Origin of the sequence: Cryobacterium sp. TMS1-20-1, assembly GCF_004402355.1 — a bacterium.
Taxonomy (GTDB): Bacteria; Actinomycetota; Actinomycetes; order Actinomycetales; family Microbacteriaceae; genus Cryobacterium; species Cryobacterium levicorallinum.
This window is the reverse complement of record NZ_SOGF01000019.1, coordinates 47,352-70,332: the sequence shown is the minus strand read 5'-3', so window position 1 is coordinate 70,332 and position 22,981 is coordinate 47,352. Positions and strand designations below refer to the sequence as shown.

General features: G+C 63.4%; 18 protein-coding genes. 9 read left to right on the top strand and 9 right to left on the bottom strand.

From position 1 onward, the window contains the following. Window positions 1-244: 244 nt before the first annotated feature. The 3 genes from E3O45_RS03975 to E3O45_RS03965 form a co-directional block, all read right to left on the bottom strand. Window positions 245-1,576 (bottom strand): NAD(P)/FAD-dependent oxidoreductase, encoded by a 1,332-nt coding sequence (locus tag E3O45_RS03975; protein WP_134441913.1) that lies wholly within the window; start codon window positions 1,574-1,576, stop codon window positions 245-247. A gap of 64 nt (window positions 1,577-1,640) precedes the next feature. Next, entirely contained in the window at window positions 1,641-3,761 is a 2,121-nt protein-coding gene (locus E3O45_RS03970) for a transketolase (RefSeq protein ID WP_134441911.1), read from the bottom strand. Then, window positions 3,749-4,345 carry a histidine phosphatase family protein gene (locus E3O45_RS03965; protein WP_370450303.1) on the bottom strand — a complete coding sequence of 199 codons (597 nt, stop codon included), beginning with the start codon at window positions 4,343-4,345 and terminating at the stop codon, window positions 3,749-3,751. The genes E3O45_RS03970 and E3O45_RS03965 overlap by 13 nt, the downstream gene beginning before the upstream one ends. Before the next feature lie 295 nt (window positions 4,346-4,640). On the opposite strand from E3O45_RS03965, the gene tal reads away from it, so the two are divergent. From tal to gnd, 5 genes are read left to right on the top strand one after another with little or no spacing between them, the layout of a single operon-like run. Next, window positions 4,641-5,768 (top strand): transaldolase, encoded by a 1,128-nt coding sequence (gene tal, locus E3O45_RS03960; protein WP_134441907.1) that lies wholly within the window; start codon window positions 4,641-4,643, stop codon window positions 5,766-5,768. Then, a complete protein-coding gene (locus E3O45_RS03955; protein ID WP_134441905.1) occupies window positions 5,765-7,375 on the top strand; it encodes a glucose-6-phosphate isomerase in 1,611 nt (536 codons plus the stop codon). Before tal ends, E3O45_RS03955 begins: the two co-directional genes overlap by 4 nt. Before the next feature lie 4 nt (window positions 7,376-7,379). Then, window positions 7,380-8,912, top strand: coding sequence for a glucose-6-phosphate dehydrogenase (gene zwf / locus E3O45_RS03950; RefSeq protein ID WP_134441903.1), 1,533 nt, complete (start codon window positions 7,380-7,382; stop codon window positions 8,910-8,912). Further along, window positions 8,909-9,910 (top strand): glucose-6-phosphate dehydrogenase assembly protein OpcA, encoded by a 1,002-nt coding sequence (locus E3O45_RS03945; RefSeq protein WP_134441902.1) that lies wholly within the window; start codon window positions 8,909-8,911, stop codon window positions 9,908-9,910. The genes zwf and E3O45_RS03945 overlap by 4 nt, the downstream gene beginning before the upstream one ends. A 48-nt stretch (window positions 9,911-9,958) precedes the next feature. Then, window positions 9,959-10,861 (top strand): phosphogluconate dehydrogenase (NAD(+)-dependent, decarboxylating), encoded by a 903-nt coding sequence (gene gnd / locus E3O45_RS03940; RefSeq protein WP_370450299.1) that lies wholly within the window; start codon window positions 9,959-9,961, stop codon window positions 10,859-10,861. Between the two features lie 14 nt (window positions 10,862-10,875). On the opposite strand, the gene E3O45_RS03935 is transcribed toward gnd, so the two are convergent. Next, entirely contained in the window at window positions 10,876-11,670 is a 795-nt protein-coding gene (locus E3O45_RS03935) for an SGNH/GDSL hydrolase family protein (RefSeq protein WP_134441900.1), read from the bottom strand. An 87-nt stretch (window positions 11,671-11,757) separates the two neighbouring features. Here E3O45_RS03935 and E3O45_RS03930 point away from each other — a divergent pair, with 87 nt between their 5' ends. Further along, window positions 11,758-12,117 (top strand): MerR family transcriptional regulator, encoded by a 360-nt coding sequence (locus E3O45_RS03930; protein ID WP_134441898.1) that lies wholly within the window; start codon window positions 11,758-11,760, stop codon window positions 12,115-12,117. Window positions 12,118-12,169: 52 nt separating this feature from the next. Then, a complete protein-coding gene (locus tag E3O45_RS03925) occupies window positions 12,170-13,813 on the top strand; it encodes a peptide chain release factor 3 (protein WP_134441896.1) in 1,644 nt (547 codons plus the stop codon). Between the two features lie 92 nt (window positions 13,814-13,905). On the opposite strand, the gene E3O45_RS03920 is transcribed toward E3O45_RS03925, so the two are convergent. The 4 genes from E3O45_RS03920 to E3O45_RS03905 form a co-directional block, all read right to left on the bottom strand. Beyond that, the gene (locus E3O45_RS03920) at window positions 13,906-15,429 is read right to left on the bottom strand and encodes an aldehyde dehydrogenase family protein (protein ID WP_134441895.1); all 1,524 of its coding nucleotides are present in this window, start codon (window positions 15,427-15,429) and stop codon (window positions 13,906-13,908) included. 169 nt (window positions 15,430-15,598) lie between these two features. Beyond that, window positions 15,599-16,834: a GAF domain-containing protein gene (locus E3O45_RS03915; RefSeq protein ID WP_134441893.1), complete on the bottom strand. Its 1,236-nt coding sequence runs from the start codon at window positions 16,832-16,834 to the stop codon at window positions 15,599-15,601. 9 nt (window positions 16,835-16,843) lie between these two features. Further along, window positions 16,844-18,529: a ribonuclease J gene (locus E3O45_RS03910; RefSeq protein WP_134441891.1), complete on the bottom strand. Its 1,686-nt coding sequence runs from the start codon at window positions 18,527-18,529 to the stop codon at window positions 16,844-16,846. A gap of 26 nt (window positions 18,530-18,555) precedes the next feature. Beyond that, on the bottom strand, window positions 18,556-19,050 hold the full coding sequence (locus E3O45_RS03905) for a hypothetical protein (protein WP_134441890.1): 495 nt from the start codon (window positions 19,048-19,050) through the stop codon (window positions 18,556-18,558). 299 nt (window positions 19,051-19,349) lie between these two features. On the opposite strand from E3O45_RS03905, the gene E3O45_RS03900 reads away from it, so the two are divergent. After that, the gene (locus E3O45_RS03900) at window positions 19,350-20,624 is read left to right on the top strand and encodes an MFS transporter (protein WP_241985216.1); all 1,275 of its coding nucleotides are present in this window, start codon (window positions 19,350-19,352) and stop codon (window positions 20,622-20,624) included. A gap of 15 nt (window positions 20,625-20,639) precedes the next feature. On the opposite strand, the gene E3O45_RS03895 is transcribed toward E3O45_RS03900, so the two are convergent. Then, the gene (locus E3O45_RS03895) at window positions 20,640-21,029 is read right to left on the bottom strand and encodes a MerR family DNA-binding transcriptional regulator (protein ID WP_134441888.1); all 390 of its coding nucleotides are present in this window, start codon (window positions 21,027-21,029) and stop codon (window positions 20,640-20,642) included. Between the two features lie 197 nt (window positions 21,030-21,226). Between E3O45_RS03895 and E3O45_RS03890 the strand changes: the two genes are divergently transcribed. Further along, window positions 21,227-22,747, top strand: a complete 1,521-nt coding sequence (locus tag E3O45_RS03890) for a SulP family inorganic anion transporter (RefSeq protein WP_134441886.1) — start codon at window positions 21,227-21,229, stop codon at window positions 22,745-22,747. Window positions 22,748-22,981: the final 234 nt, after the last annotated feature.

Below are 22,981 nucleotides of genomic sequence, written 5' to 3'. Positions count from 1 at the left end.
CCACGAGGCTCGAGAGTGACGTAACCAGTTGCCTGCTCCTGGCGGCGCGGTACGTGCGTAACGTATGAGTTCATTTCTCCAGATTTCTGTCTGCAGCTGTGGCAGACCGTCAACTCTACCCTAACGTAAGAGTTGTTTTAAGTCGAGCGCGCCAGGTCGGCCGCCCTCCGATTATGCCAATCAGCCCTCACGCTGGCGCAGCTTGCGGGTGTCAGGGTGGTAGTCCGCAAGCTGCGCGGAACGGCTATTTCTGCGCAGTTACAACGGGTGTGACCTTGAGAAAGCTGGCGCGGGGGTTACCGTGGCCCACGACTGGCGTCGTGTCCCCGCCGGCAACCAGGTTGGTCGCCCATCCTGCCAGGATGCGCAGCTTGCGATTCATGGTCGGCATCGCGTAGAGGTGGTATCCGCGGTGAGCGAGCCACGCCGGCGTGTTCTTGAGTTTGATGCCTTTCATGATGCCCGCACCCTTGCCAATGCCGTAGCTCGCGACTGTTCCGAGTGATTCGTGGCGATATTCCACGACTGGTCGGCCGGTCATCATGGCGAGGATGTTGGCGGAAACGGTTACTGCCTGACGCACCGTATTTTGCGCATTCGGTGGATAGTAGGCCGGCTGGGTGTCGGCGATCAGGTTGGGAACCTGCGCTCCGTCGCCCAGAGCCCAAACGCCGTCGAGTGCGACACCGTCAACTGATTCCACCTGCAGTGTCGCATTGACGTTGACGTGACCTCTGGGGCCGAGGGGAAGATCCAGGTCGGCCAAAACGGGGTTTGGTTTGACGCCGGCCGTCCAGACGATCGCTCCGGCGGGAATGGTCTCGCCGTCGCTGAGTACGACATTGCCGTCGATGCAGGACGGCATCGTTGTCTTCAAACGGACGTCGATGCCTCGGGCACGCAGTTGGCCCAGGGTCCACTGCGAGAGTTCGGGTCCGACCTCGGGTGCAACCCGATCGAGCGCTTCGACCAGCACGAAATGGAGCTCTTCGCGGGAGAGTCCACGGTAGCTTTTCATCGCAGACTTCGCGGCATCATCGAGCTCGGCCAAGGCCTCGACTCCGGTGTAGCCGCCGCCGACGAAGACCGTGGTGAGGAGTTTGCGTCGCTCGGCCGAGTCCTGAACGCTGGCGGCGCGGGCGATGTTTCCGAGAATTCGGTCGCGCACGTACTGCGCCTCTTCAACGGTCTTGAATCCGACGCCATTCTCGGCGAGTCCTGGTGTGGGAAAGGTGCGCGTGACGGCACCGAGCGCAACGACGAGGTGATCGTAGGGGAATTTCCGCTGTTCGCCGTCTGGAGTGGTCACCGTGACGCTCTTACCCGTGCTGTCCATGCTGGTGACGGATGCCTGTACGACGGTTGAGCGTCGCAGCGTCTTTTGCAAGGGCACGGTCACGTCGCGGGCCCGGATATGGCCGCCGGCGACTTCGGGCAGGAAGGGCTGATAGGTGTAATAGGGCGATTCGTCGATCAGTGTAATGCTGGCCCAACGGGTCGCGTGCTTCTTCTGCAATTCGAGGGCTGTGGTCAACCCGGCGGCCCCGCCGCCGAGAATAACGATGCGTGTTGTCATGAGGGGGTTCCTTTCGACTGTGTCAATGTGCGCTATTGGATTGTTCATGTGCGGATCTCCTGGTTCACCGGGCGCTGATTGATTCCTTGGCGGCAGTGACAACGGCCTCGGCGGTGATGCCGAATTCGCGGAACAGCGTCTGGTAATCAGCGGATGCCCCGAAGTGCTCGATCGAGATGCTGCGGCCGGCATCGCCGACGTAGCCGCGCCAGGTCAGCGCCAGTCCGGCTTCGACCGAGACGCGGGCCGTGATAGCGGCGGGAAGCACCGATTCGCGATATTCGCTGCTCTGCTCTTCGAACCATTCCAAGCAGGGCGCGCTGACCACGCGGGCGTTGACGCCTTCGAGGGCGAGCTGGGCGCGGGCGTCCACGGCCAACTGCACCTCGGAACCGGTACCGATCAAAATGACGTCCGGGGTTCCACCGGCGGCTTCGGCCAGCACGTAGGCACCGCGTGCGACGTTCTTCGCCGAGGCGAATATTTCAGCGGATGCTGCACCCTCGCCACGCTCGTACACGGGAATGTTCTGGCGGGTCAGGGCGATGCCGGCCGGACCATTACGGCGTTCCAGAATGGTCTTCCAGGCCCAGGCGGTTTCGTTGGCGTCGCCGGGGCGAACCACGTCGAGTCCGGGAATGGCGCGCAGGGTTGCGAGTTGTTCGATCGGCTGGTGGGTCGGGCCGTCTTCGCCGAGGGCGACGGAGTCGTGGGTCCAGACGAAGATCGACGGAGCCTTCATCAGTGCGGCCAGACGCACGNCCTTCATCAGTGCGGCCAGACGCACCGCGGGGCGCATGTAGTCGCTGAAGATGAGGAAGGTGCCGCCGAACGGGCGGGTGTTGCCGTGCAGCACGATGCCGTTGAGAATGGCGGCCATGGCGTGCTCGCGAATGCCGAAGTGCAGCACCCGTCCGTACTCGTTGCCCGACCATTCACCGGTGGAGTGCTCGCTCGGAATAAACGAGGCAGCGCCGCCGATGGTGGTGTTGTTGGATTCGGCAAGGTCGGCCGAACCGCCCCACAGTTCGGGGATGACGCCGCCGAGGGCGGTGAGAACCTTGCCGGACGCCGCGCGGGTCGATACCGCGGTGCCGCCGGGGAAGACCGGGAGGGCCTCGTCGACGCCGTCAGGCAGATCGCCGGAGAGGACCCGGTCGAGCAGAATTTTGCGCTCCGGGTTGGCCGCGGCCCACGCGTCGAACTGCACGGTCCACTCGGCGTGCGCGGTGACGCCGCGATCGAGGGCCAGGCGGGTGTGGGCGATGACCTCGGGGGCCACGTCGAAGGTCTTTTCCGGGTCGAAGCCGAGAACGGTCTTGACTCCGGCGAGCTCTTCGGCGCCGAGCGCGGAACCGTGGATCTTGCCGGTGTTTTGCTTCTTCGGGCTCGGCCAGCCGATGATCGTCTTGAGGATGATCAGGCTGGGCTTGCCGGTTTCGTTCTGGGCAGCCTCGATGGCCGCATTCAGCTCGGCGACGTCTTCGACGTAGGAGCCCGTCTTCTTCCAATTCACCGTCTGCACGTGCCAGTCATAGGCGGCGTAGCGCGCAGCGACGTCTTCGGTGAAGGCGATGTTGGTGTCGTCTTCGATGGAGATCTGGTTGCTGTCGTAGATCGCGATCAGGTTGCCGAGCTGCTGGTGGCCGGCGAGAGAGGATGCCTCGCTCGTGATGCCTTCCTGCAGGTCGCCGTCGCCGGCGATGACGTAGACGAAGTGGTCGAACGGGCTGGCGCCGGTGGCGGCATCCGGATCAAACAGGCCACGCTCGAAGCGTGAGGCGTAGGCGAAGCCGACGGCGGAGGCCAGTCCCTGGCCGAGCGGGCCGGTGGTGATCTCGACGCCGGCGGTGTGCCCATACTCCGGGTGGCCGGGGGTCTTGGATCCCCAGGTGCGCAGGGCCTTGAGGTCTTCAAGCTCGAGGCCGTAGCCGCCGAGGTACAACTGCACGTACTGCGTCAGCGAGCTGTGGCCGACCGAGAGAATAAAACGGTCGCGACCGAGCCAGTCGTTGTCGGCCGGGTCCCGGCGCATGATCTTCTGAAACAACAAGTAGGCGGCTGGAGCGAGGCTCATCGCGGTACCCGGATGCCCATTCCCCACCTTCTCAACGGCGTCAGCCGCCAGAATGCGTGCGGTGTCGACCGCCTGATTGTCGATGGAATCCCATATTAAAGCTGCCATGATTTGTGGCCTTTCGAATTGTCGGAGTGTGAGCCTTGTGTGTGGTGAGTGGTTCCGTTGAGAATGTGCAGCGCGAAGCCCGTGTTGCGGTGGTGGCGTACCAGATTCAGCGTGGCGTTGTCGATGCTGCCAACGTCGAGGTCGAGTGCTTCGGTGAGGGTGACGCGGATGAGGGTTCCGTGGGTGACGACGATGATGCGGGCCCCGGGGTTTTCCCGTGACAGGACGTGCAGTGCGTCGAGGCCGCGCTCGGCGACTTCCGATTCAGATTCGGCGCCGTAGTATCCGCCCGGAATGCGCATGGAATCGAGTTCGGCGCCTTCGATCAATCCTTCCGCGGGGCCGTAGTCGCGTTCGACGAGGCCGGGAATGCGACAGGTGACGGCAAGGTTGAGGTCGCCGGCGATGACATCGGCGGTTTCTGCGGCGCGCACCAGGGGTGAGGAAACGACGAAGTCCCAGTCGAACTGGGAGAGCGCGGGGACGGCGTTCCCGGCCTGTGTGCGGCCGATGTCGTTCAGCGGGATATCCGTGGATCCTTGAAGTCGCTTGGCAGCATTCCAATCGGTCTGACCGTGGCGGATGAGGGCGAAAGTTGTTGATGGTGAAATTCTGCGTTCCTTGCTGTGGTGGCGCTCGGGTAGTACCCAGGCGCGGAGTTGCGGTGTGGTGCAGCCGGCGCGATTCGCGGTGTTGTCTGCGACCCCTGTCCAATCTAACCCTTACGTAAGTGTATAGTTAAATCAACGTGATCCGGTGTCAACGACGAGGTCGAGCTCATCCCTCCGTCGATAGCCGAGGCATATCGCACGCATCCACCGCGATCACGACAATGACGTCGCCGACCTGTTCCACGGTCGGCATGAAGGAGAAATACGCATGACTATGAGTACCCACACCACGCCCACACCGACCGAGAAGCTCTCGGACGCCGGCGTGAGCATCTGGTTCGACGACTTGTCCCGAGACCGCATCCGTTCGGGCAATCTGCAGAGCCTTATCGACACTCGCAACGTCGTCGGAGTGACGACCAACCCCACGATTTTCGCCGGGGCACTGGCCAACGGCGATGCCTACACGGAGCAGGTGCAGGTGCTCGCCCGGGCCAACTCCAGCGTCGATGATGCCGTGTTTGAGATCACCACGACCGATGTGCAGCAGGCATCAGATATTTTCGCCCCGATTTTCGCGAAAACTCGCGGATTCGATGGCCGGGTGTCGATTGAATGTGCACCGGTGAACGCCCATGATGCGGTTGCGACGATCAAGGAAGCGCAGGCGCTGTGGGCGAAGATCGACCGCCCCAACGTCCTGATCAAGATCCCGGCGACGATCGCCGGCCTGGCCGCCATCACCGAGGTGATCGGCGCCGGAATCAGCGTGAACGTGACACTGATCTTCAGCCTGGAACGCTACCGCGAGGTGATCGCGGCGTATCTGAGCGGCCTCGAGAAGGCCAAGGATGCGGGCATCGACCTGTCAACGATCCATTCCGTGGCGTCGTTCTTCGTGTCCCGCCTCGACACCGAAATCAATGCCCGGTTGGACGCAATTGGAACCGAGCAAGCTGTGGAGCTGAAGAGCCAGGCCGGAATCGCCAATGCTCAGCTCGCCTACCAAGTCTACGAACAGGAGTTCGCGACAGAGCGTGCCCGCGGCCTGCTCCAGGCCGGAGCGAACGAGCAACGCCCCCTCTGGGCATCCACCGGAGTCAAGGATGCGTCGCTGCCCGACACCATGTACGTGGTGGAACTGGCCGCGAGCGATGTGGTCAACACCCTGCCGGGAAAGACCCTGGAGGCCACCTACGATCACGCTGTTGTCCGTGGAGACACCGTCACCGACTCCTATCGCGCCGCAGCCGAGGTCATGCACCGCCTGGATACTCTCGGCCTCTCGTACCCCGAAGTCACCGCACTGCTCGAGCGTGAAGGCGTCGAGAAATTCACGACGTCCTGGAACGAACTCCTCGAAACGGTGCGTGTCGCACTGGAGGCAGCCAAGTGACCGTCACGATTCTTGTCACCGGCGAGCCGGCCTGGGCCGGACGCGACGTCATCCCGCAGCTCATCACCGATCGAGTCGCATCCCGCATCAGAGCGACCGACGTCACCTTGTGGGGGCCGGACAGCGAAGCGGAAGCATCCGTTCGTCTCGGCTGGACCGAGGCCGCGACCGTGTCACGGCCTCTCGTCCCCGAGATCCTGGCTCTGCGCGACAGCCTGCGTGCGGCCGGCATCACCCACATCGTCCTCGGCGGGATGGGCGGCTCGTCACTCGCTCCCGAAACCATCACACGCTCGGCCGGTGTCGAACTGACCGTGCTCGACGCGACCGATCCCGACCAGGTTCTGGCAGCCCTGGCCGACCGGCTCACCACCACCGCTGTCGTCATTTCGTCCAAGTCTGGTGGAACGGTCGAGACCGACAGCCAAAAGCGTGTCTTTGAATTCGCATTCGAACAGGCCGGAATCGATCCGACCGAACGCATCATCATCGTCACCGATCCGGGATCGCCGCTCGATTTGAGTGCACGGGAAGCCGGCTATCGGGTATTCAACGCCGACCCGACCGTCGGCGGTCGCTACTCCGCACTGACCGCGTTCGGCCTGGTCCCCTCCGGTCTCGCCGGCGCCGACATCGTCCAGCTCCTGGACGACGCTGAAGCGATCGCGCCCACGCTGGCCCGCGATGCCGCCGACAACCCGGCGCTCATCCTCGGCGCGGCCATCGCCGGAACGACACCGTTGCGCGACAAATTGGCTTTCATCTCCGATGGCTCCCGCACGGTGGGCTTCGCCGACTGGGCCGAACAGCTCATTAGCGAATCCACCGGCAAAATTGGACGCGGCATTCTCCCTGTCGTGCTGAACGTCAACGCTCCCGAACTCGACCTGACCGACGCCATGCATCTGCCCGACGTGCAGTTCGTGCGCCTGGTCGACGACGCCACCACCTATGATCGGGCACGCAATCACGACATCGTCATGAGTGGCCCCCTCGGCGCTCAGATGCTGGTCTGGGAATACGCCACCGTCATTGCCGGCCGCCTCCTGGGGATCAATCCCTTCGATCAGCCCGACGTTGAGGCCGCAAAAGTTGCCTCCCGCGGGCTGCTGGATGGTCAACCGAATGTGGCCGTCCCCGCGCTATCCCTGGGCGGAATCGACGTTCGTGGATCCGACGACCTCCTCGGCACAGCCACCACGGTGAAGGGCACCATAGACGCCCTGCTCTCCCACGTCGGTGACGACGGGTACATCGCGATCCACGCCTACGCGAACCGGCTGGCGGTGCCCGAGCTCGAGGGTCTGCGCGACCTGCTCGCCGCCAAAGCGCGTCGCCCCGTCACGTTTGGATGGGGACCCCGTTTTCTGCACTCCACCGGCCAGTACCACAAGGGGGGCACTCCCACCGGAGTGTTCCTGCAGATCACGACGGTGTCCGAGAACGACCTGGCGATCCCGCGTCGCCCGTTCACGTTCGGTCAGCTGATCACCGCACAGGCCGCCGGTGATGCCGCCGTGCTCGCCGGTCAGGACCGCCCGGTACTCACCCTGAATCTGACCGCGCCGCAGGCGAACCTGCCAACGCTCATAGCGGCACTGAGCTGAGCCGGTGACACTCACTGAACTCAGCAACCCGCTGCGCCGAGCGGATGATCAGCGTCTCAATCGAATTGCCGGGCCGAGCACCCTGATCATTTTTGGCATCACCGGCGACTTGTCACGCAAGAAGCTGCTGCCGGCGATCTACGATCTGGCCCATCGGGATCTGCTCCCGCCCGGCTTCGCCCTGGTCGGTTTCGCCCGACCAGACAGCGCAGATCAGGATTTTGAGCGCGTGGCCTACGATGCCGTCAAACAGTACGCCCGCACGCCGTTCGACGAGACCATCTGGAACCAGCTGGTGGCCGGCATGCGTTTTGTGCACGGCGACTTCGACGACGCCTCCGCCTTTGCACGTCTGAAAGACACCATCGACGAGGTCGACGCCACCCGCCACACACACGGCAATCATGCGTTCTACCTGTCCATTCCACCGCACGCCTTTCCGATCGTCACCCAACAGCTGCGCGCGGCCGGTCTGGCCGACCAGGTGGATGACGCCTGGCGGCGGGTAGTCATTGAAAAGCCCTTCGGGAGCGACCTCGAGACGGCCCGGGAACTCAATGACATTGTCGAGTCGACCTTTCCAGCCGATTCCATCTTTCGCATCGATCACTACCTCGGCAAGGAAACCGTCCAGAACATTCTGGCCGTGCGGTTCGCCAATCAGCTGTTCGAACCCTTGTGGAATGCCAAGTACGTCGATCACGTGCAAATCACCATGGCGGAAGATATCGGCATCGGTGGTCGCGCGGGGTATTACGACGGCATCGGGGCAGCTCGCGACGTGATCCAAAACCACCTCCTGCAACTCCTGGCGCTCACGGCGATGGAGGAGCCCGTCTCCTTCGACGCGCACGACCTGCGCACGGAGAAAGAAAAAGTGTTGGCGGCAGTCACCCTGCCCGCCGACTTCGCCGCCAGTACAGCGCGCGGTCAATACACCAGCGGATGGCAGGGCGGCGAACACGTTCCCGGATTTCGCGACGAGTCCGGCATGAATCCGTTGTCCACCACCGAAACCTACGCGGCCATGCGGCTCGAGGTGGGTTCCCGACGGTGGCAAGGGGTCCCCTTTTATCTCCGAGCAGGGAAACGCCTGGGGCGCCGAGTCACCGAAATCGCCCTGATCTTCAAAACAGCGCCAGACCACCTTTTCGGCGACAGCGCCTCGTCGGGTTTAGGCCAGAACGCCCTCGTCATTCGAGTGCAGCCCGACGAAGGAGTCACCCTCCGATTTGGATCAAAGGTGCCCGGCGCCACGATGCAGGTGCGGGACGTCACCATGGACTTCAGCTATGGTCATGCCTTCACCGAGGCCAGCCCCGAAGCGTACGAACGCCTCATCCTCGACGTACTCCTCGGCGATCCGCCGTTGTTTCCCCGTCACCGCGAAGTCGAACTGTCCTGGAAGATTCTGGACCCGATCGAGAAGTTCTGGGCCAGCCAAGGCCAGCCCGAGCTGTACCGGTCCGGCACCTGGGGGCCCGTCTCCGCTGAACTCATGATGCAACGCGACGGCCGAGCCTGGAGGCGCCCGTGATCTACCACTACCCCAACACCACCGTCAGCGCGCTCAACAAGGCACTCGTGACCATTCGGGACACTGCCGGCTCGTCGGCTCTGGGCCGGGTACTGACCCTGGTCATTGCCACCGAACCCGGAACCGCCGAGGAAGCCATCATCGCTGCCGAGGGCGCCGCGCGGGAACACCCGCTGCGCGTCATCGTGCTCTCCACCGTCGTGAACTCCGAACCCGGCGTTCCCCGCCTCGATGGAGAGATTCGTCTCGGCGGCGACTCCGGCCCCAGCGAAGTCATCCTGCTCACCGCCTACGGCACCGCAGCGGACGACCAGGAAGCCCTAGTCACCGGGCTACTCCTACCGGATGCACCCGTCATCGCCTGGTGGCCGGGGCAAGCACCCGAACGTGTGGCGCAGTCCGCTCTGGGGCGGATCGCGGTGCGTCGAATCACAGATTCGCGCGCGCAACCCGCGCCCGCCGAGTACCTCTCCCGGTTATCCCTGGGCTACACCCCTGGGGACTCCGATCTGGCCTGGACCCGACTGACGCTGTGGCGCAACCAACTCGCCGCTGTGCTCGATCCACCCGCATCCGCCGTGGTCACCCACGTGGACGTGGAGGGCGCGGACGATTCGTCCTCCGCTGTTCTTTTGGCCGCCTGGCTGACCCTCCAACTCCAGGCCCCCGTGAAGCTGTCGACGAGTCGTCGGGAATTCGGTGCCGCCGGAATTTATCGGGTGCGACTGCATAGCGCGACCGGCGTCGTTGACCTGCATCGCCCCCTCCCGGAACCGGCACTGCTCCGCCAACCGGATCAGCCCGCCCAAGACGTCTCCCTGCCCCGCCGCAGCCTCCTGGAATGCCTCACCGAAGAACTCCGCCACCAAGGTGCGGACACCCTCTACGGTGACGTGATCACCAGCGGTCTCGCGCAGCTCATCAGCAGCGAAAGCGGATCAGGGTCCACCGAATTCGCACGCATACCCGCGGCCGTCGATCCTGTTGCTTACGCTTGATCAGGACCATGCGCCAGCACTCCCCCAATTCCAAATGACACAACTGAAATGAGCACCATGACCATGCACATCGGCCTGATCGGCCTCGGCAAAATGGGCGCCAGCATGCGCACCCGCCTCCGCGACAACGGCGTGGAGGTCACCGGCTACGACCGCAACCCCGACGTCACCGACGTCGCAACACTGCAAGACCTCGTCGACGCCCTTCCCTCACCCAAGACGGTCTGGGTGATGGTCCCCTCCGGCGCTATTACCAAGACCGTCATCACCGAGGTCGGCGAGCTCCTCGGCGCCGGCGACCTGGTCATTGACGGTGGCAATTCCCGCTTCAGCGACGACTTCGTGCACGCCGCCTTGCTCGCAGACAAGGGCATCGACTACCTCGACGCCGGCGTCTCCGGCGGAGTCTGGGGCCAGGAGAACGGCTTCGCCCTCATGGTCGGCGGCAGCGCGGCATCCGTTGACCGGCTCATGCCGGTCTTCGATGCCCTCCGCCCGGCCGGCCCGCGCGAAGAAAGCTTCGTGCACGCCGGCGAAGTCGGCGCCGGTCACTACGCCAAAATGGTGCACAACGGCATCGAATACGCCCTCATGCAGGCCTACGCCGAAGGCTACGAGCTGCTGGCCAAACGAGACGACATCATCAAAAACGTTCCCGGAACGTTCAAAGCCTGGCAGCGCGGAACCGTCGTCCGGTCCTGGCTGCTCGAGCTTTTAGTTCAGGCCCTGGAAGAAGACCCGGCCCTGGCCAGCATCGAAGGGTACGTCGACGATTCCGGTGAAGGACGCTGGACCATCGAAGAGGCACTGGCCAACGCCGTGCCTGTTCCCGCCATCAGCGCGTCAATCTTTGCCCGATTCGAATCGCGCCAGGACGACTCCCCCGCGATGAAGGCCGTCGCAGCATTGCGCAACCAGTTCGGTGGCCACGCGGTCAAGGCCGCAGAGTAACCACCGAACACCAGCTAGATCCGAGGCCGGCCCAGCGGGCTGGCCTCGGGGCGTTTGGGCAGAATGTGATCGCCCGACGACTGGTGCCGAGCGCGGCGAATCACCCACGGCACCAGATACGTGCGAGCCCACGCGACATCGCTCGTTCGTGCACTCCGCCAGGACGGGGCGGGGAGCGGTTCAACCCGGGATTCCTGCAAAGAGTTCTCGACCTTGAGGGTACTCAGAACGCTGCGGGCGATCGTGTGGTGGCCCGAGGGGTTGAAGTGCAGCCGATCCGGAGCCCACATAGCGGCATCCTGAATCGGCGTCAACGACCAGAGATCAGCGACGAGGCACCCGTGCCGGGTCGCCACGGCACGCGGGTTCTCGTTGTAGATCGCGACCTTTCCCCGCATGCCTCGAAAAAATGGTGAGAACCCGAGGTCCGGTCCGGTGAACAGCACGATGGTGGCGCCGTCGCGGGAGAGCCGTGAGATGACATCGTCGAAGCGAGCCGCGATATCGTCCGGGTCGGCGCCGGGGCGAATGACGTCGTTGCCGCCGGCGGAGATGGTGATTAGATCCGGGCGCAACGCCAGCACCGGGGCGACCTGCTCGTCGCTGATCTGGCTGAGAACCTTGCCGCGCACGGCAAGGTTGGCGTAGCGGAAATTCGGTGTGCCCTCGCTGAGAACGTCGGCGACCCGGTCCGCCCAACCTCTATTCCCGCCCACACTGTCTGGTTCGGGGTCACCGATGCCTTCGGTAAAAGAGTCGCCGAGCGCGACATAGCGCGTCCAGGGGTGGTTCAGGGGTGCGTTGGTCATACATGCCTCATGTCTATTACCACTAACTCTACTCTTACGTTAGAGTAGAGATGTACGATCATTCACGTACGAGACGAGGTGGCATTCATGCTTATCGGTGAGTTCGCCGAACGGACTGGGCTGTCCCAGCGCACCGTGCGGCACTACGACGAGATCCACATTTTGCAAGCGTCAGGGCGCAGCGATTCCGGCTATCGGCTCTATGCCCCGGCCGACCTCGACCGGGCACGCATCATCCGCAGCCTCCGAGCGTTGTCTCTCACCCATCCGGAAATCAAGGAGGCCCTGGCGACACTGGATCTGGTCGACTCCGACCCGGACGGGACAGTGTCAACAATCCGGCGTGATCTCGCCATCCTGATCAGCGATATCGAAGCCCGAGAACGCTCCCTCCGAGAACAAGTGCGGGTCGCCAGCGGGTTCGTCGAACTGCTGCGGAGCCTCTGAGCGCGCCGCAGGTATATGCCCAGACAGGAGAAAATGCACAGACAGGAACCCCATGACCCATCACCTCCCACCCGCCGCCTCGAACCTCGATATCCTCGGCCAGGCATACAAACGGCGCACCTTCGCCGTCATCTCTCACCCCGATGCCGGCAAATCCACCCTCACCGAAGCTCTCCTGCTCCACGCGCATGCCATCGATCGTGCCGGTGCCGTACACGGCAAAGCGGGCCGACGCGGCACCGTGTCCGATTGGATGGCCATGGAGCAAGCCCGCGGTATTTCCGTAACGTCCGCCGCGATCCAGTTCGACTACCGCGACACCGTGATCAATCTTGTTGACACCCCCGGGCACGCCGATTTCTCCGAAGACACCTTTCGGGTGCTGTCCGCCGTTGACGCGGCCGTCATGCTCGTCGATGCCAGCAAAGGCCTCGAAGCGCAAACGATGAAGTTATTCGAGGTCTGCCGCCAACACGGCCTGCCCGTGATCACCGTGATCAATAAATGGGACCGGCCCGGAAAGAGCGCCCTCGATCTGATGGACGAGATCCATGACCGCACCGGGCTGATCCCCACGCCGCTGACCTGGCCCGTCGGGCCGGCCGGCCAATTCCACGGCGTCCTGGATCGCCAATCCCCCGGATTCGTTCGTTTCACCCGCACCCCGGGAGGCGCGACCACCGCGATCGAAACCCGAACCACAGCGACAGCTGCTGCCGCCGAACTCGGCCCGGACTGGACTACCGCTGCCGAGGAATCCGCCCTGCTCCATGCCGAAGGGCAAGATCATGACGAAGCCCGCTTTCTTCGCGCGGCGACCACGCCCGTGCTCTTCTGCGCTGCCGTGCTCAACTTCGGTGTCCACCAGCTGCTCGACGCTCTCGTCGAGTTCGCACCGCCCGCTCTCGCCCGGGCCGACAGCACCGGTCGACGACGGCCCGTCAACGGCGACTTCTCCGGATTCGTCTTCAAGGTTCAGTCCGGTATGAACGCTTCGCACCGCGACCATGTCGCCTTCGTGCGTGTGTGTTCGGGCAGGTTCCGCCGCGGAATGGTCCTGACTCAGGCGTCGACCGGACGCCCGTTCGCGACGAAATATGCCCAACAGATGTTCGGGCGGGAGCGCACCATGGCGGAGCAGGCTTGGCCCGGCGACATCGTGGGATTGATCAACGCCGCCAGCCTGCGCGTGGGTGATTCACTCTACGATTCCGAGGCCGTCGAATACCCGCCACTGCCGGTCTTCGCTCCCGAGTACTTTCGAGCTGTGCGCCCCGTCGACACCAGCAAACACAAGCAATTTCGTCGCGGAATCGACCAGCTTGACCATGAAGGGGTCATCCAGGTGATGCGCTCCGACCTGCGTGGCGACCAGGCTCCCGTGCTCGGCGCCGTGGGACCGATGCAATTCGACGTCGTGGAGGAACGCATGACGCACGACTTCGGCGCTGACATCCGCATGGAGGAACTGCCCTACCAAGTTGCCCGGCGCACCGATCCGGTCGGCGCAGGACGGCTGGGATCATTGCGTCAAGTGGAAGTCCTCACTCGCTCCGACAACACGCTACTTGCTCTGTTCAGCACACCCTGGCGCCTGCAGGCCGTCTCCCGGGAACTCCCGGATCTGGTTTTGGAGAGTCTCAGCCCGTCGGTCGCGGCAGAACCCGGCGACGCTGCGGTGCGACCGAGGCACTAACCACCTCTGTCATCGCCCCTGTCATCATTTTGTCAGCGAGACAACCGGCCCGGCACACGTGGTGCGCCGGGCCGGTTGTCTTTAACTATCGCTTAGAACAGCCCCAATGCATCCTCGGAATAAGACACCAGCAGAGTCTTGGTCTGCTGGTAGTGGCCGAGGGCCAGCTTGTTGTTCTCACGGCCGATGCCCGAGTTCTTGTAGCCACCAAACGCGGCTCCGGCCGGATACGTGTGGTAATTGTTGACCCAGACTCGACCAGCCTGAATATCCCGGCCAGCACGGTAGGTGATGTTGCCGTTGCGCGACCAGACCCCGGCGCCGAGACCAAACTCGGTGTCGTTGGCAATTGCAATCGCATCGTCGTAGTCGTCGAAGCTCGTGACGGCCAGCACCGGCCCGAAAATCTCCTCCTGGAAGATACGCATATCGTTGGTGCCCTCAAAGATGGTGGGCTCGACGTAGAAACCTCCGGAAAGGTCTCCGCCCAGGTCAACCTGCTTCCCGCCGAGGAGCAGCGTGGCGCCCTCCTGCTTTCCGATTTCGATGTAGCCCAGGATCTGTTCCAGCTGTTCAGCACTGACCTGCGCGCCCACCTGGGTTGCGGTGTCGAGCGGGTTGCCCTGGATCGCTTTCGCGGTGCGCTGGACGGCGTCACCCACGAAGGTGGCATACATGGATTTCTGCACGAGAGCACGGGTGGGTGCGGTGCAGACCTCGCCCTGGTTGAAGGCGAAGAGGGCAAAACCTTCTTGCGCTTTGTCATAGAAGGCGTCACGCTTCGCGTCGATATCGTCGAAGAAGATGTTCGGGCTCTTGCCGCCGAGCTCGACGGTCGTGGGGATGATGTTGGCGCTGGCGGCCTTGAGGATGAGGCGCCCGACCGGGGTGGATCCGGTGAATCCGATCTTACGGATGCGCGTTGACGCGGCCAGGGCGGCTCCGGCTTCTTGGCCGAAGCCGTTGACAACGTTGATGACGCCGGCGGGCAGGATGTCGGCGAGCAGCTCCATCAGGACGAGAATCGACACGGGGGTTTGCTCGGCTGGTTTGAGCACGATGGCGTTACCGGCGGCGATGGCGGGAGCGAGCTTCCAGGATGCCATCAGGATGGGAAAGTTCCACGGAATGATCTGCCCGACCACGCCGAGCGGTTCGTGGAATTGGTAGGCCACGTTGTCGCCGTCGAGTTCGGCGTGATCGCCGTCCTGGGAGCGAATGGCGGCGGCAAAATAGCGGAAGTGGTCGGCGGCGAGGGGGATGTCGGCGGCGAGGGTCTCGCGAACGGGCTTGCCGTTGTCCCAGGTCTCCGCCACGGCGAGAAGTTCGAGGTTGGCGTCGATCCGGTCGGCGATGCGGTTGAGCACGGCGGCACGCTCGGCCGCACTGGTCTTGCCCCAGGCTGGTGCGGCGGCGTGCGCGGCATCCAGCGCCAATTCAATGTCTTCCACCGTTCCGCGGGCCGCCTCGGTGAAGGACTTGCCATTGACGGGCGACACGTTGTCGAAGTATTGGCCCTTGACGGGCTTGATCCACTCTCCGCCGATCCAGTTTTCGTACCGGGGCTTGAAGGTGACGGAAGCGCCCGGAGTCCCGGGGGCGGGATAAATAGTCATATAACTCCTCTTGTCGACGGCTGCGTCAGAGTTGAATCGACGCCTGCGTCGGGTGGTGCCGTGTGCCGGGGCTCTTCTGAAGAGACCATGCCGGGCTGTTGTTTTAAGGCTACGAGCGGTAGGGCTGCCAAGGGGTAGCCCGATGTTGCCCGCGAACCGCCTGCACCGGCTAAAACCGGGCCGGCGTGCCGATCTCGGCACTAATCGTGGTCAGCCGGGCAATGACGCCTGCTCGTTTGGCGGAATGTGACGGCAGCCGGTCAAGGCAGGCCTGCCACACTTGGGCATCGTCGTGAGCTTCGTCCGTGCGTGCATAGGCCAGCAGCAGGTCGGCGGATGCATCGCTGAGGAGGGCTTGCCGGAGTTGACCGCTCACTTCGGAGCGCATGTCAACGATGCCCGGCGCGACGGAACTGGGTAGCACCGCGCCGTGATATTTGGCCAACGCCGCCCGATGAGCGCCCCGATCCAGCAGATCCAGCACCTCACGGGCGTCCAAAGCGACCGGCATCCGCAACCGATACGGCTGGGACTCGATGATGATACCGGGTGCCAGCCGGGTGAGCTGCTTCCGCAGGCGCACCATCTCGGCGCGGACATGGTCCACCGACACGGTGTGCTCGTGCAGCAGAATAGTGAGGCGTTCAGCCGACAACCCCTGCGGATGCCAGGCCAGCAGTGCGAGTATCTCGGCGTGGCGCGGGCGCAATTCTCCCGTGTGGTTTCCCACCGCCACCTGCCCGTGATCGCGGCCGAGAACGCGCATTTCCACGAGTTTGGCATCAGCGCTGGGTCCCGTGCGTTGAAGTCGGGTGTGCTTCTCCGGTTGTTTCAACGCGATGAGGCGCAGTTCGGCTTCAATCGCCGCCACGGCAGCCTCCACCATCGGCAGTGTTTGTGGTGCGACGGCATGGTCGAAACCGGTGATGTCAATCGTGCCCAGCAGCGCCCGCGTGGTGGGGTCCCGCACGGGAGCTGCCGTGCAACTCCACGATGCCGCGAGGCGGGTGAAGTGCTCATCTTGATGAATCTGCACTGATTGCCGTGTCGCCAGGGCGGTGCCGGGCGCGTTGGTGCCCCGGGTCCGTTCCGACCAGTCGGTGCCCTCAACGAAACGCATGGCTTCGGCGCGGCGCCGCACAGCATGGTCGCCGTCCACCCACAGTAGTCGGCCCCGCTCATCGCTCACGGCCACGATGAGTCCGGCATCAACGGCGTGTCGAATCAGCAGATTGTGCACCACGGGCAATACATCGGCCAACGGATGTCCATTCCGCAAATCCCGCAAGCCATCGGCGGCCAAGTCAACGCTCGTCGCGGCAGCATCTGGCGAGAGTCTCTCGCGCAGGGAGCGCTGCCAGGACTCGCGGATCAGCATCCGCCGTCCCGCATCCGAGTGCATCATCGGTGCCGACTAGGCGTCAACAACGACCGACGTGATTACCGGGCTGCGCCGATACTTGCGTTGCATCCACCGGGTCACGCTCTCAGAAAGGAGGCGCTCGAGGGCGGCGGCGTCCAGCGCGTTGCTCTTGTTTGCTGTGACCATAGCCTCGTCGATGACCTGAGCGGCGTTGCGCGCCCAGTCGGCATCATGATTGAAACCGCGGGAAATGAACTCCACCGGCTCGGCCAGCCGTCCCGTCTCGGTGTTAAGAATGCCGAGGACGGTAATGGCACCGTCTTCTGCCAGGAGTCGGCGGTCTTCCATCGCTTCGGCCGCGTCTCCTCCGACGGTCATGCCGTCGACCAGCACATACTCGGCCGGCACTCGGCCCACAATGGTGGCGCGTCCGTCCACCAGGTCGACCACGACGCCATCTTCGACGACGAGAACGCGGTCTTGACTGATTCCGGTGCGCACAGCCAGATCCGCATTGGCGGTCAGGTGGCGCCATTCACCGTGGACAGGCATCACGTTGGTGGGGCGCATGACGTTGTAGCAGTAGACGAGTTCGCCCGCGCTCGCGTGCCCGGACACGTGGACTTTCGCGTTGGCCTTGTGCACGACGTTGGCACCCCAGCGAGTCAGCCCGTTGATGACGCGATAGATGGAGTTTTCGTTCCCGGGAATGACCGAACTGGCCAACAGAACGGTGTCGCCGTCTCCGATGCGGATCGTGTGTTCGCGGTTCGCCATGCGGGCCAGGGCAGCCATGGGCTCGCCCTGCGAGCCGGTGCAGACGAGAACGACCTTGTCGTCCTTCATTCGCTCCAGCGCCTTGACGTCGACGAGAAGTCCCTTCGGGACGTGCAGATACCCCAGTTCAGCGGCCATACCCATGTTGCGCACCATGGATCGGCCGACGAAGGCCACCTTGCGGTTGTGGCGTGCAGCCGCATCGATCACCTGTTGGATGCGATGGACGTGGCTGGCGAAGCTGGAGACAATGATCCGTCGCGGCGCGGTGCGAAACACAGTGTCGATGGCGGGGCCGATGTCGGCTTCGGGTGTGGTGAATCCGGGCACAACGGCGTTAGTCGAGTCGATCAGCAGCAGGTCGATGCCTTCGTCGCCGAGCCGGGCGAAGCCAGGCAGGTCGGTGAGCCGGTTGTCGAGGGGGAACTGATCCATTTTGAAGTCGCCGGTGTGCACGACCAGTCCGGCTTCCGTGCGGATGCCGATGGCAAGGCCGTCGGGGATGGAATGGTTCACGGCCAGGAATTCGAGGTCGAAGGGACCAACAGAGCGGCGTTCGCCCTCCTTGACTTCCACGACCGGGGGATGCAGGCGGTGTTCCTGAAATTTTGCCCCGACGAAGGCGAGGGTCAGTTTGGAAGCGATGACGGGGATGTCGCCGCGCTCTTTGAGCAGGTAGGGAACAGCGCCGATGTGGTCTTCGTGACCGTGGGTGAGGACGATGGCTTCGATGTCGTCGAGGCGGTCACGCAGGATCGAGAAGTCAGGCAGGATCACGTTGATGCCCGGCTGGATATCTTTCGGGAATAACAGCCCGCAGTCGACGATGAGGAGTTTGCCTTTGTGCTCGAACACGGTCATGTTGCGGCCGATTTCGCCGAGCCCGCCGAGCGGGATGATGCGCAGGCCGTGCGCTGGAAGTGCCGGGGGCGTCGTGAGGGAGAGTGGATGGGTGCTCATGGAGCTCTTTTCTTGGGGCGCGGGCGTCAGCCCACGGACGGGTCTGTTTCGTAAGGGTCGGGTAGGAAATCGGCTACGTCGCTGGCGATGAAATCCGGGGTCGGCACGGTGAGCCGGTCGAGGAATTCAAAGGCGAGCTGCCGGATTGCCGGTGCGGCGATGTCGGTTTCAGCGCTGAAGTCGGTGGAGAACCACCGCGTCAACGCTCGTTTCGGGTCGTTGCTGGCGACAGCATCGCTGAAGTCGCCGAAGAATGTTGAATCGTCGCGGTCGGGTCCGGTCTCGGAGTCGTTGGAGTGCGCGTGAGCGCGCGTGACCGCGACGTAGTACCGCGCGACGGTGTAGATGAAGAGGAAGGAATGTCCCTGAGACGATCCTTCGCGGGATTGGTCATCCATTGCCGCGAGCTCAAATTCCCACTCCGCATGTTCCGCGTGGCGGGCCAGCAGGAGGGTGATCTTGGTCAGCATGAAATCCTGAATCAGGTGCTGGTCGGTACGAGCGAGGGGATGAATAAACATGGTGTGCTCCTCTCGGGAACCTTGAACGGGGAAAGTTGGGTCTAGGTTCGGTCAGGGACCGATCGGTGGTTCCTCGACCACCTCCAGCAACTCTACCGTAACGTAAGGGAAGAGTGTGAATTACGGGCCGTCTCCTTTCCGATGTCATGCACCTTCCTCTCACGTGAGAGTAGAGTGTAGGTGGGCTTGCGTGTCGCCCAGCACTCGGACTAATTCGAACCTTCCAGACGCGCGTCTCTCGGCATCGTGGCCAGCGCCTTGGCAGCGCGCCGCGAGCCCCATTTTTTGTGAAAGTTTCCGTGTCGTCTCCCGCACCACAGTCCCCCACCTCCCCCGCACCGTCCGGTCGCCACTCAGCGCCTCGCTCACGCCCACGAATCTCCTGGTCGTGGCTCGCCCTCATCGGTGCCGCCGGGCTCATCTCGGTCATGACGGCCCCCGGCCAGACAGCGGGTCTTTCCGTCTTCACCGATCCCCTCATCGGCGACCTGGGGCTGTCACGAACAGACGTGTCGCTCAGCTATCTGATCGGCACGCTCGCCGGCGCGTCCGTGCAGCCATTTATTGGGCGGGCGCTGGATCGATGGGGAGCACGGTCCGTCACGGTCGTGATCGGCCTCGGGTTTGCCGTTATTCTTCTAGCCTTCAGCTTCGTCGGAGAAGTCATCGGGCTCACCGCCGGCTTCACCGGAGTGCGCATGGCTGGCCAAGGCGCACTCACCCTGGCCGCGACCACCGCGGTCGCCCGCGCCATCCATCATCGGCGCGGACTTGCCCTGGGAATCACGAGCGCCATCGGCTCCGCTGGAATCTCACTCGCGCCGATCTTTGTGGAACGTTTGATCGCATCCGTTGGCATTTACGACGCCTGGCGATGGGAGGCCGTCGCGGTGGCCGCGGTGGTCATTCCGCTGGCATTCGTCTTTCCTGGGCGCGCTCCGGCCGTCGACCCGGAATCGACGCCGTCCACGGCTCAGCTCACCATCCAGAAGGAATCCTGGACATTACCCGAGGCGATCCGCTCAGGGATGTTCTGGGTGATCGCCGCGAGCCTGGCAACCTCGGGCATGCTGACCACCGCGCTGGCCTTTCACCAAATCGCCATTCTCGGCGCCCAGGGCCTGACCCCGCTCGAAGCAGCGGCGAACTTTCTCCCCCAGACCGTGACCGGGATTTTGGCAACCCTGTTCACGGGAAGCCTCGTCGACCGGGTCAGCCCCAAAATTTTCATCGCGTTTTCCATGATTACGCTCGCCGCGGCCCTGGTCATGCTGCCCTGGGTGACCAGCGGCCTGGCGGCCATCGTCTACGGGCTCATTCTCGGTGCCGCCGGCGGCAGCCTGCGCGGCATGGAAGCGGCCTCCTATGTGCGGTACTACGGCTTGGCACATATCGGCAGCATCCGAGGAGTGGCCACGGCAATCGGCCTCGCCTCGACGGCCTTCGGCCCGGTAGCGCTCTCGCTCGGATTCGACCTGACCGGCAGCTTCACCACGCCGGCGCTGGCACTGGCACTGATTCCCCTACTTATTCTCGGCGTCGCCCTCTTCGTCCGACCTCCCCAGCGCGCCTAACTCGGGCGCGCGGCCCTACTGGGTGCGCAGAACCTCAAGAAACTCGTCGGCCATCCCCAGCTGGTCCTGGAGCTTTTGCCGACGCTCCACCGCTTGCGCAATGAAGGTGTCAAGCTCTGCGCGCACATCGGGATTGTCCGAGCCAGCCACGCCGCCCTGCAGCGTGTCGATGATCTTCAACAACGCCATCATCTCTTCCAAAGAGAACCCCAGCGGCTTCATGCGGCGAATGAGGATCAGCCGAGAATGATCTTCCTGGGTGTAGAGGCGAAAACCGCCCTCGGTACGACCAGACGCCTTGAGCAGCCCGATTTCGTCGTAATGACGAATGGTGCGCAGGGAGAGGCCGGTTTTCTCGGCGAGCTCTCCAATGTGCATGGTGCCCGCGGTGGCCTGGGAAGTCATAGTCGATACCTTTCTCGAGCGGATTAGCAATCAACCCTAACGTTAGAGTAGTGTTGCAGAAGTTGGCTGACATTGTCATGTGAGCCACACTCTCCCACCATTGTCCCTGATGACTGGTGGAGGTGCGCGACGGGGCGCCCACACTCACTTCTCTATTCATTCGACACCACTCGTGTGTCCCGCTCCAGGAAGGCCCCATGGCCATCATTGAAAAGACCACGGAAAAGAATCGGTACAAAGCCGATCCCACCGTGATGAAAGCTCTGCGCACACCGCGCATCCTCACCCGGGAGGTGCTCGCCGGCCTCGTTGTGGCAATGGCCCTCATTCCCGAGGCAATCGCCTTCTCCATCATCGCCGGCGTCGACCCGCGCGTCGGCCTTTTCTCCACCTTCGTCATGGCCGTGGCCATCGCGTTCCTCGGCGGCCGCCCCGCCATGATCACCGGCGCCACCGGCGCTATTGCGCTGGTCATCGCCCCCGTCGCCCGCGATTACGGCATCGAATATTTCATCGCCACCGTGATTCTAGGTGGCGTATTCCAGATTATCTTCGCCTTTCTCGGCGTCGCCAAGATCATGCGCTTCATCCCCCGCAGCGTCATGGTCGGCTTCGTGAACGCCCTCGCCATCCTCATCTTCACCTCGCAGCTGCCCCAGCTCCTCGGCGTTCCCTTCATGGTCTACCCGCTCGTCGCGGTCGGCATCATCATCATGGTCGTCATGCCACGCATCACCAAGGTCGTCCCCGCCCCCCTCGTGGCAATCGTCGTGCTGACCATCCTCACCGTCGTCGTCTCGATCAACGTGCCGACAATTGGGGATCAGGGCGAACTGCCCAAGACGCTTCCGCAACTGTTCTTCCCCGATGTCCCGATCAACCTGGACACCTTCTTGATCATCGCCCCCTACGCACTCGGCATGGCAATGGTCGGTATTCTCGAATCCTTGATGGCCGCCAAGATCGTCGATGAGAGCACGGACACGCACTCCAACAAGACGCGCGAGTCCTGGGCGCAAGGCGTTGCCAACATGCTCTCCGGCTTCTTCGGCGGCATGGGTGGTTGCGCAATGGTCGGCCAGACGATGATCAACGTCAAGGCCTCCGGTGCCCGAACCCGCATCTCCACCTTCCTCGCCGGCATCTTCCTACTCGTGCTCGTGCTCGGACTGGGCCCCGTGCTATCCGTTGTCCCCATGGCCGCACTGGTATCGGTCATGATCATCGTGTCCGTGCTGACCTTCGACTGGCACAGCATCCGTCTCAGCACTCTGAAGCGGATGCCCAAGAGCGAGACGACCGTGATGGTCTTCACCGTCGTCGCCGTCGTCGCGACACACAACCTCGCGGTCGGCGTCGTCATCGGCGTCGTCATCGCCATGGTCGCCTTCGCCCGACGCGTCGCCCACCTCGCCCAGGTCGAACGCAGCCTCACCGTCGACGACGATGGTCCGATCGCCTACTACACCGTCACCGGCGCCCTCTTCTTCGCCTCGAGTAACGATCTGAAAACTCAGTTCAGCTACCTCGACGACCCCGACCGCATCGTCATCGACATGACGAACTCACACATCTGGGATGCGTCAACAGTCGCCACCCTCGACGACATCAAGTACAAATACCAGCGTCACGACAAGGTCGTGACCATCGAAGGACTCAACGAATCCAGCACCCTGCTGCACGCACGCCTCGCCGGAAACATGGGCACGGGTCACTAACCACCCGCACGCCTCAGCCTGAATAGGTCGGTCCTCGCCACATGGCGAGGACCGACCTATTTCTACGCAACGGGACATTTAACTCTTACGTTAAGGTAACGTTGCGATGGTTGAGTGGTTCGACGGACCAAATATGCTCTGTCGGGTCGACTCTCATCACGCCGCACACTCAGCTGTGAGACGCGTGACCACGGCGGCCCGATCGCCCACTCCCACCCATTTGGCTTCTCCTTG

Coding starts and splice junctions, on each gene's coding strand:
- E3O45_RS03975 (WP_134441913.1), bottom strand. CDS start 1,576: ATGACAACACGCATCGTTATTCTCGGCGGCGGGGCCGCCGGGTTGACC.
- tal (WP_134441907.1), top strand. CDS start 4,641: ATGACTATGAGTACCCACACCACGCCCACACCGACCGAGAAGCTCTCG.
- gnd (WP_370450299.1), top strand. CDS start 9,959: ATGAGCACCATGACCATGCACATCGGCCTGATCGGCCTCGGCAAAATG.
- E3O45_RS03935 (WP_134441900.1), bottom strand. CDS start 11,670: ATGACCAACGCACCCCTGAACCACCCCTGGACGCGCTATGTCGCGCTC.
- E3O45_RS03930 (WP_134441898.1), top strand. CDS start 11,758: ATGCTTATCGGTGAGTTCGCCGAACGGACTGGGCTGTCCCAGCGCACC.
- E3O45_RS03925 (WP_134441896.1), top strand. CDS start 12,170: ATGACCCATCACCTCCCACCCGCCGCCTCGAACCTCGATATCCTCGGC.
- E3O45_RS03920 (WP_134441895.1), bottom strand. CDS start 15,429: ATGACTATTTATCCCGCCCCCGGGACTCCGGGCGCTTCCGTCACCTTC.
- E3O45_RS03915 (WP_134441893.1), bottom strand. CDS start 16,834: ATGATGCACTCGGATGCGGGACGGCGGATGCTGATCCGCGAGTCCTGG.
- E3O45_RS03910 (WP_134441891.1), bottom strand. CDS start 18,529: ATGAGCACCCATCCACTCTCCCTCACGACGCCCCCGGCACTTCCAGCG.
- E3O45_RS03905 (WP_134441890.1), bottom strand. CDS start 19,050: ATGTTTATTCATCCCCTCGCTCGTACCGACCAGCACCTGATTCAGGAT.
- E3O45_RS03895 (WP_134441888.1), bottom strand. CDS start 21,029: ATGACTTCCCAGGCCACCGCGGGCACCATGCACATTGGAGAGCTCGCC.
- E3O45_RS03890 (WP_134441886.1), top strand. CDS start 21,227: ATGGCCATCATTGAAAAGACCACGGAAAAGAATCGGTACAAAGCCGAT.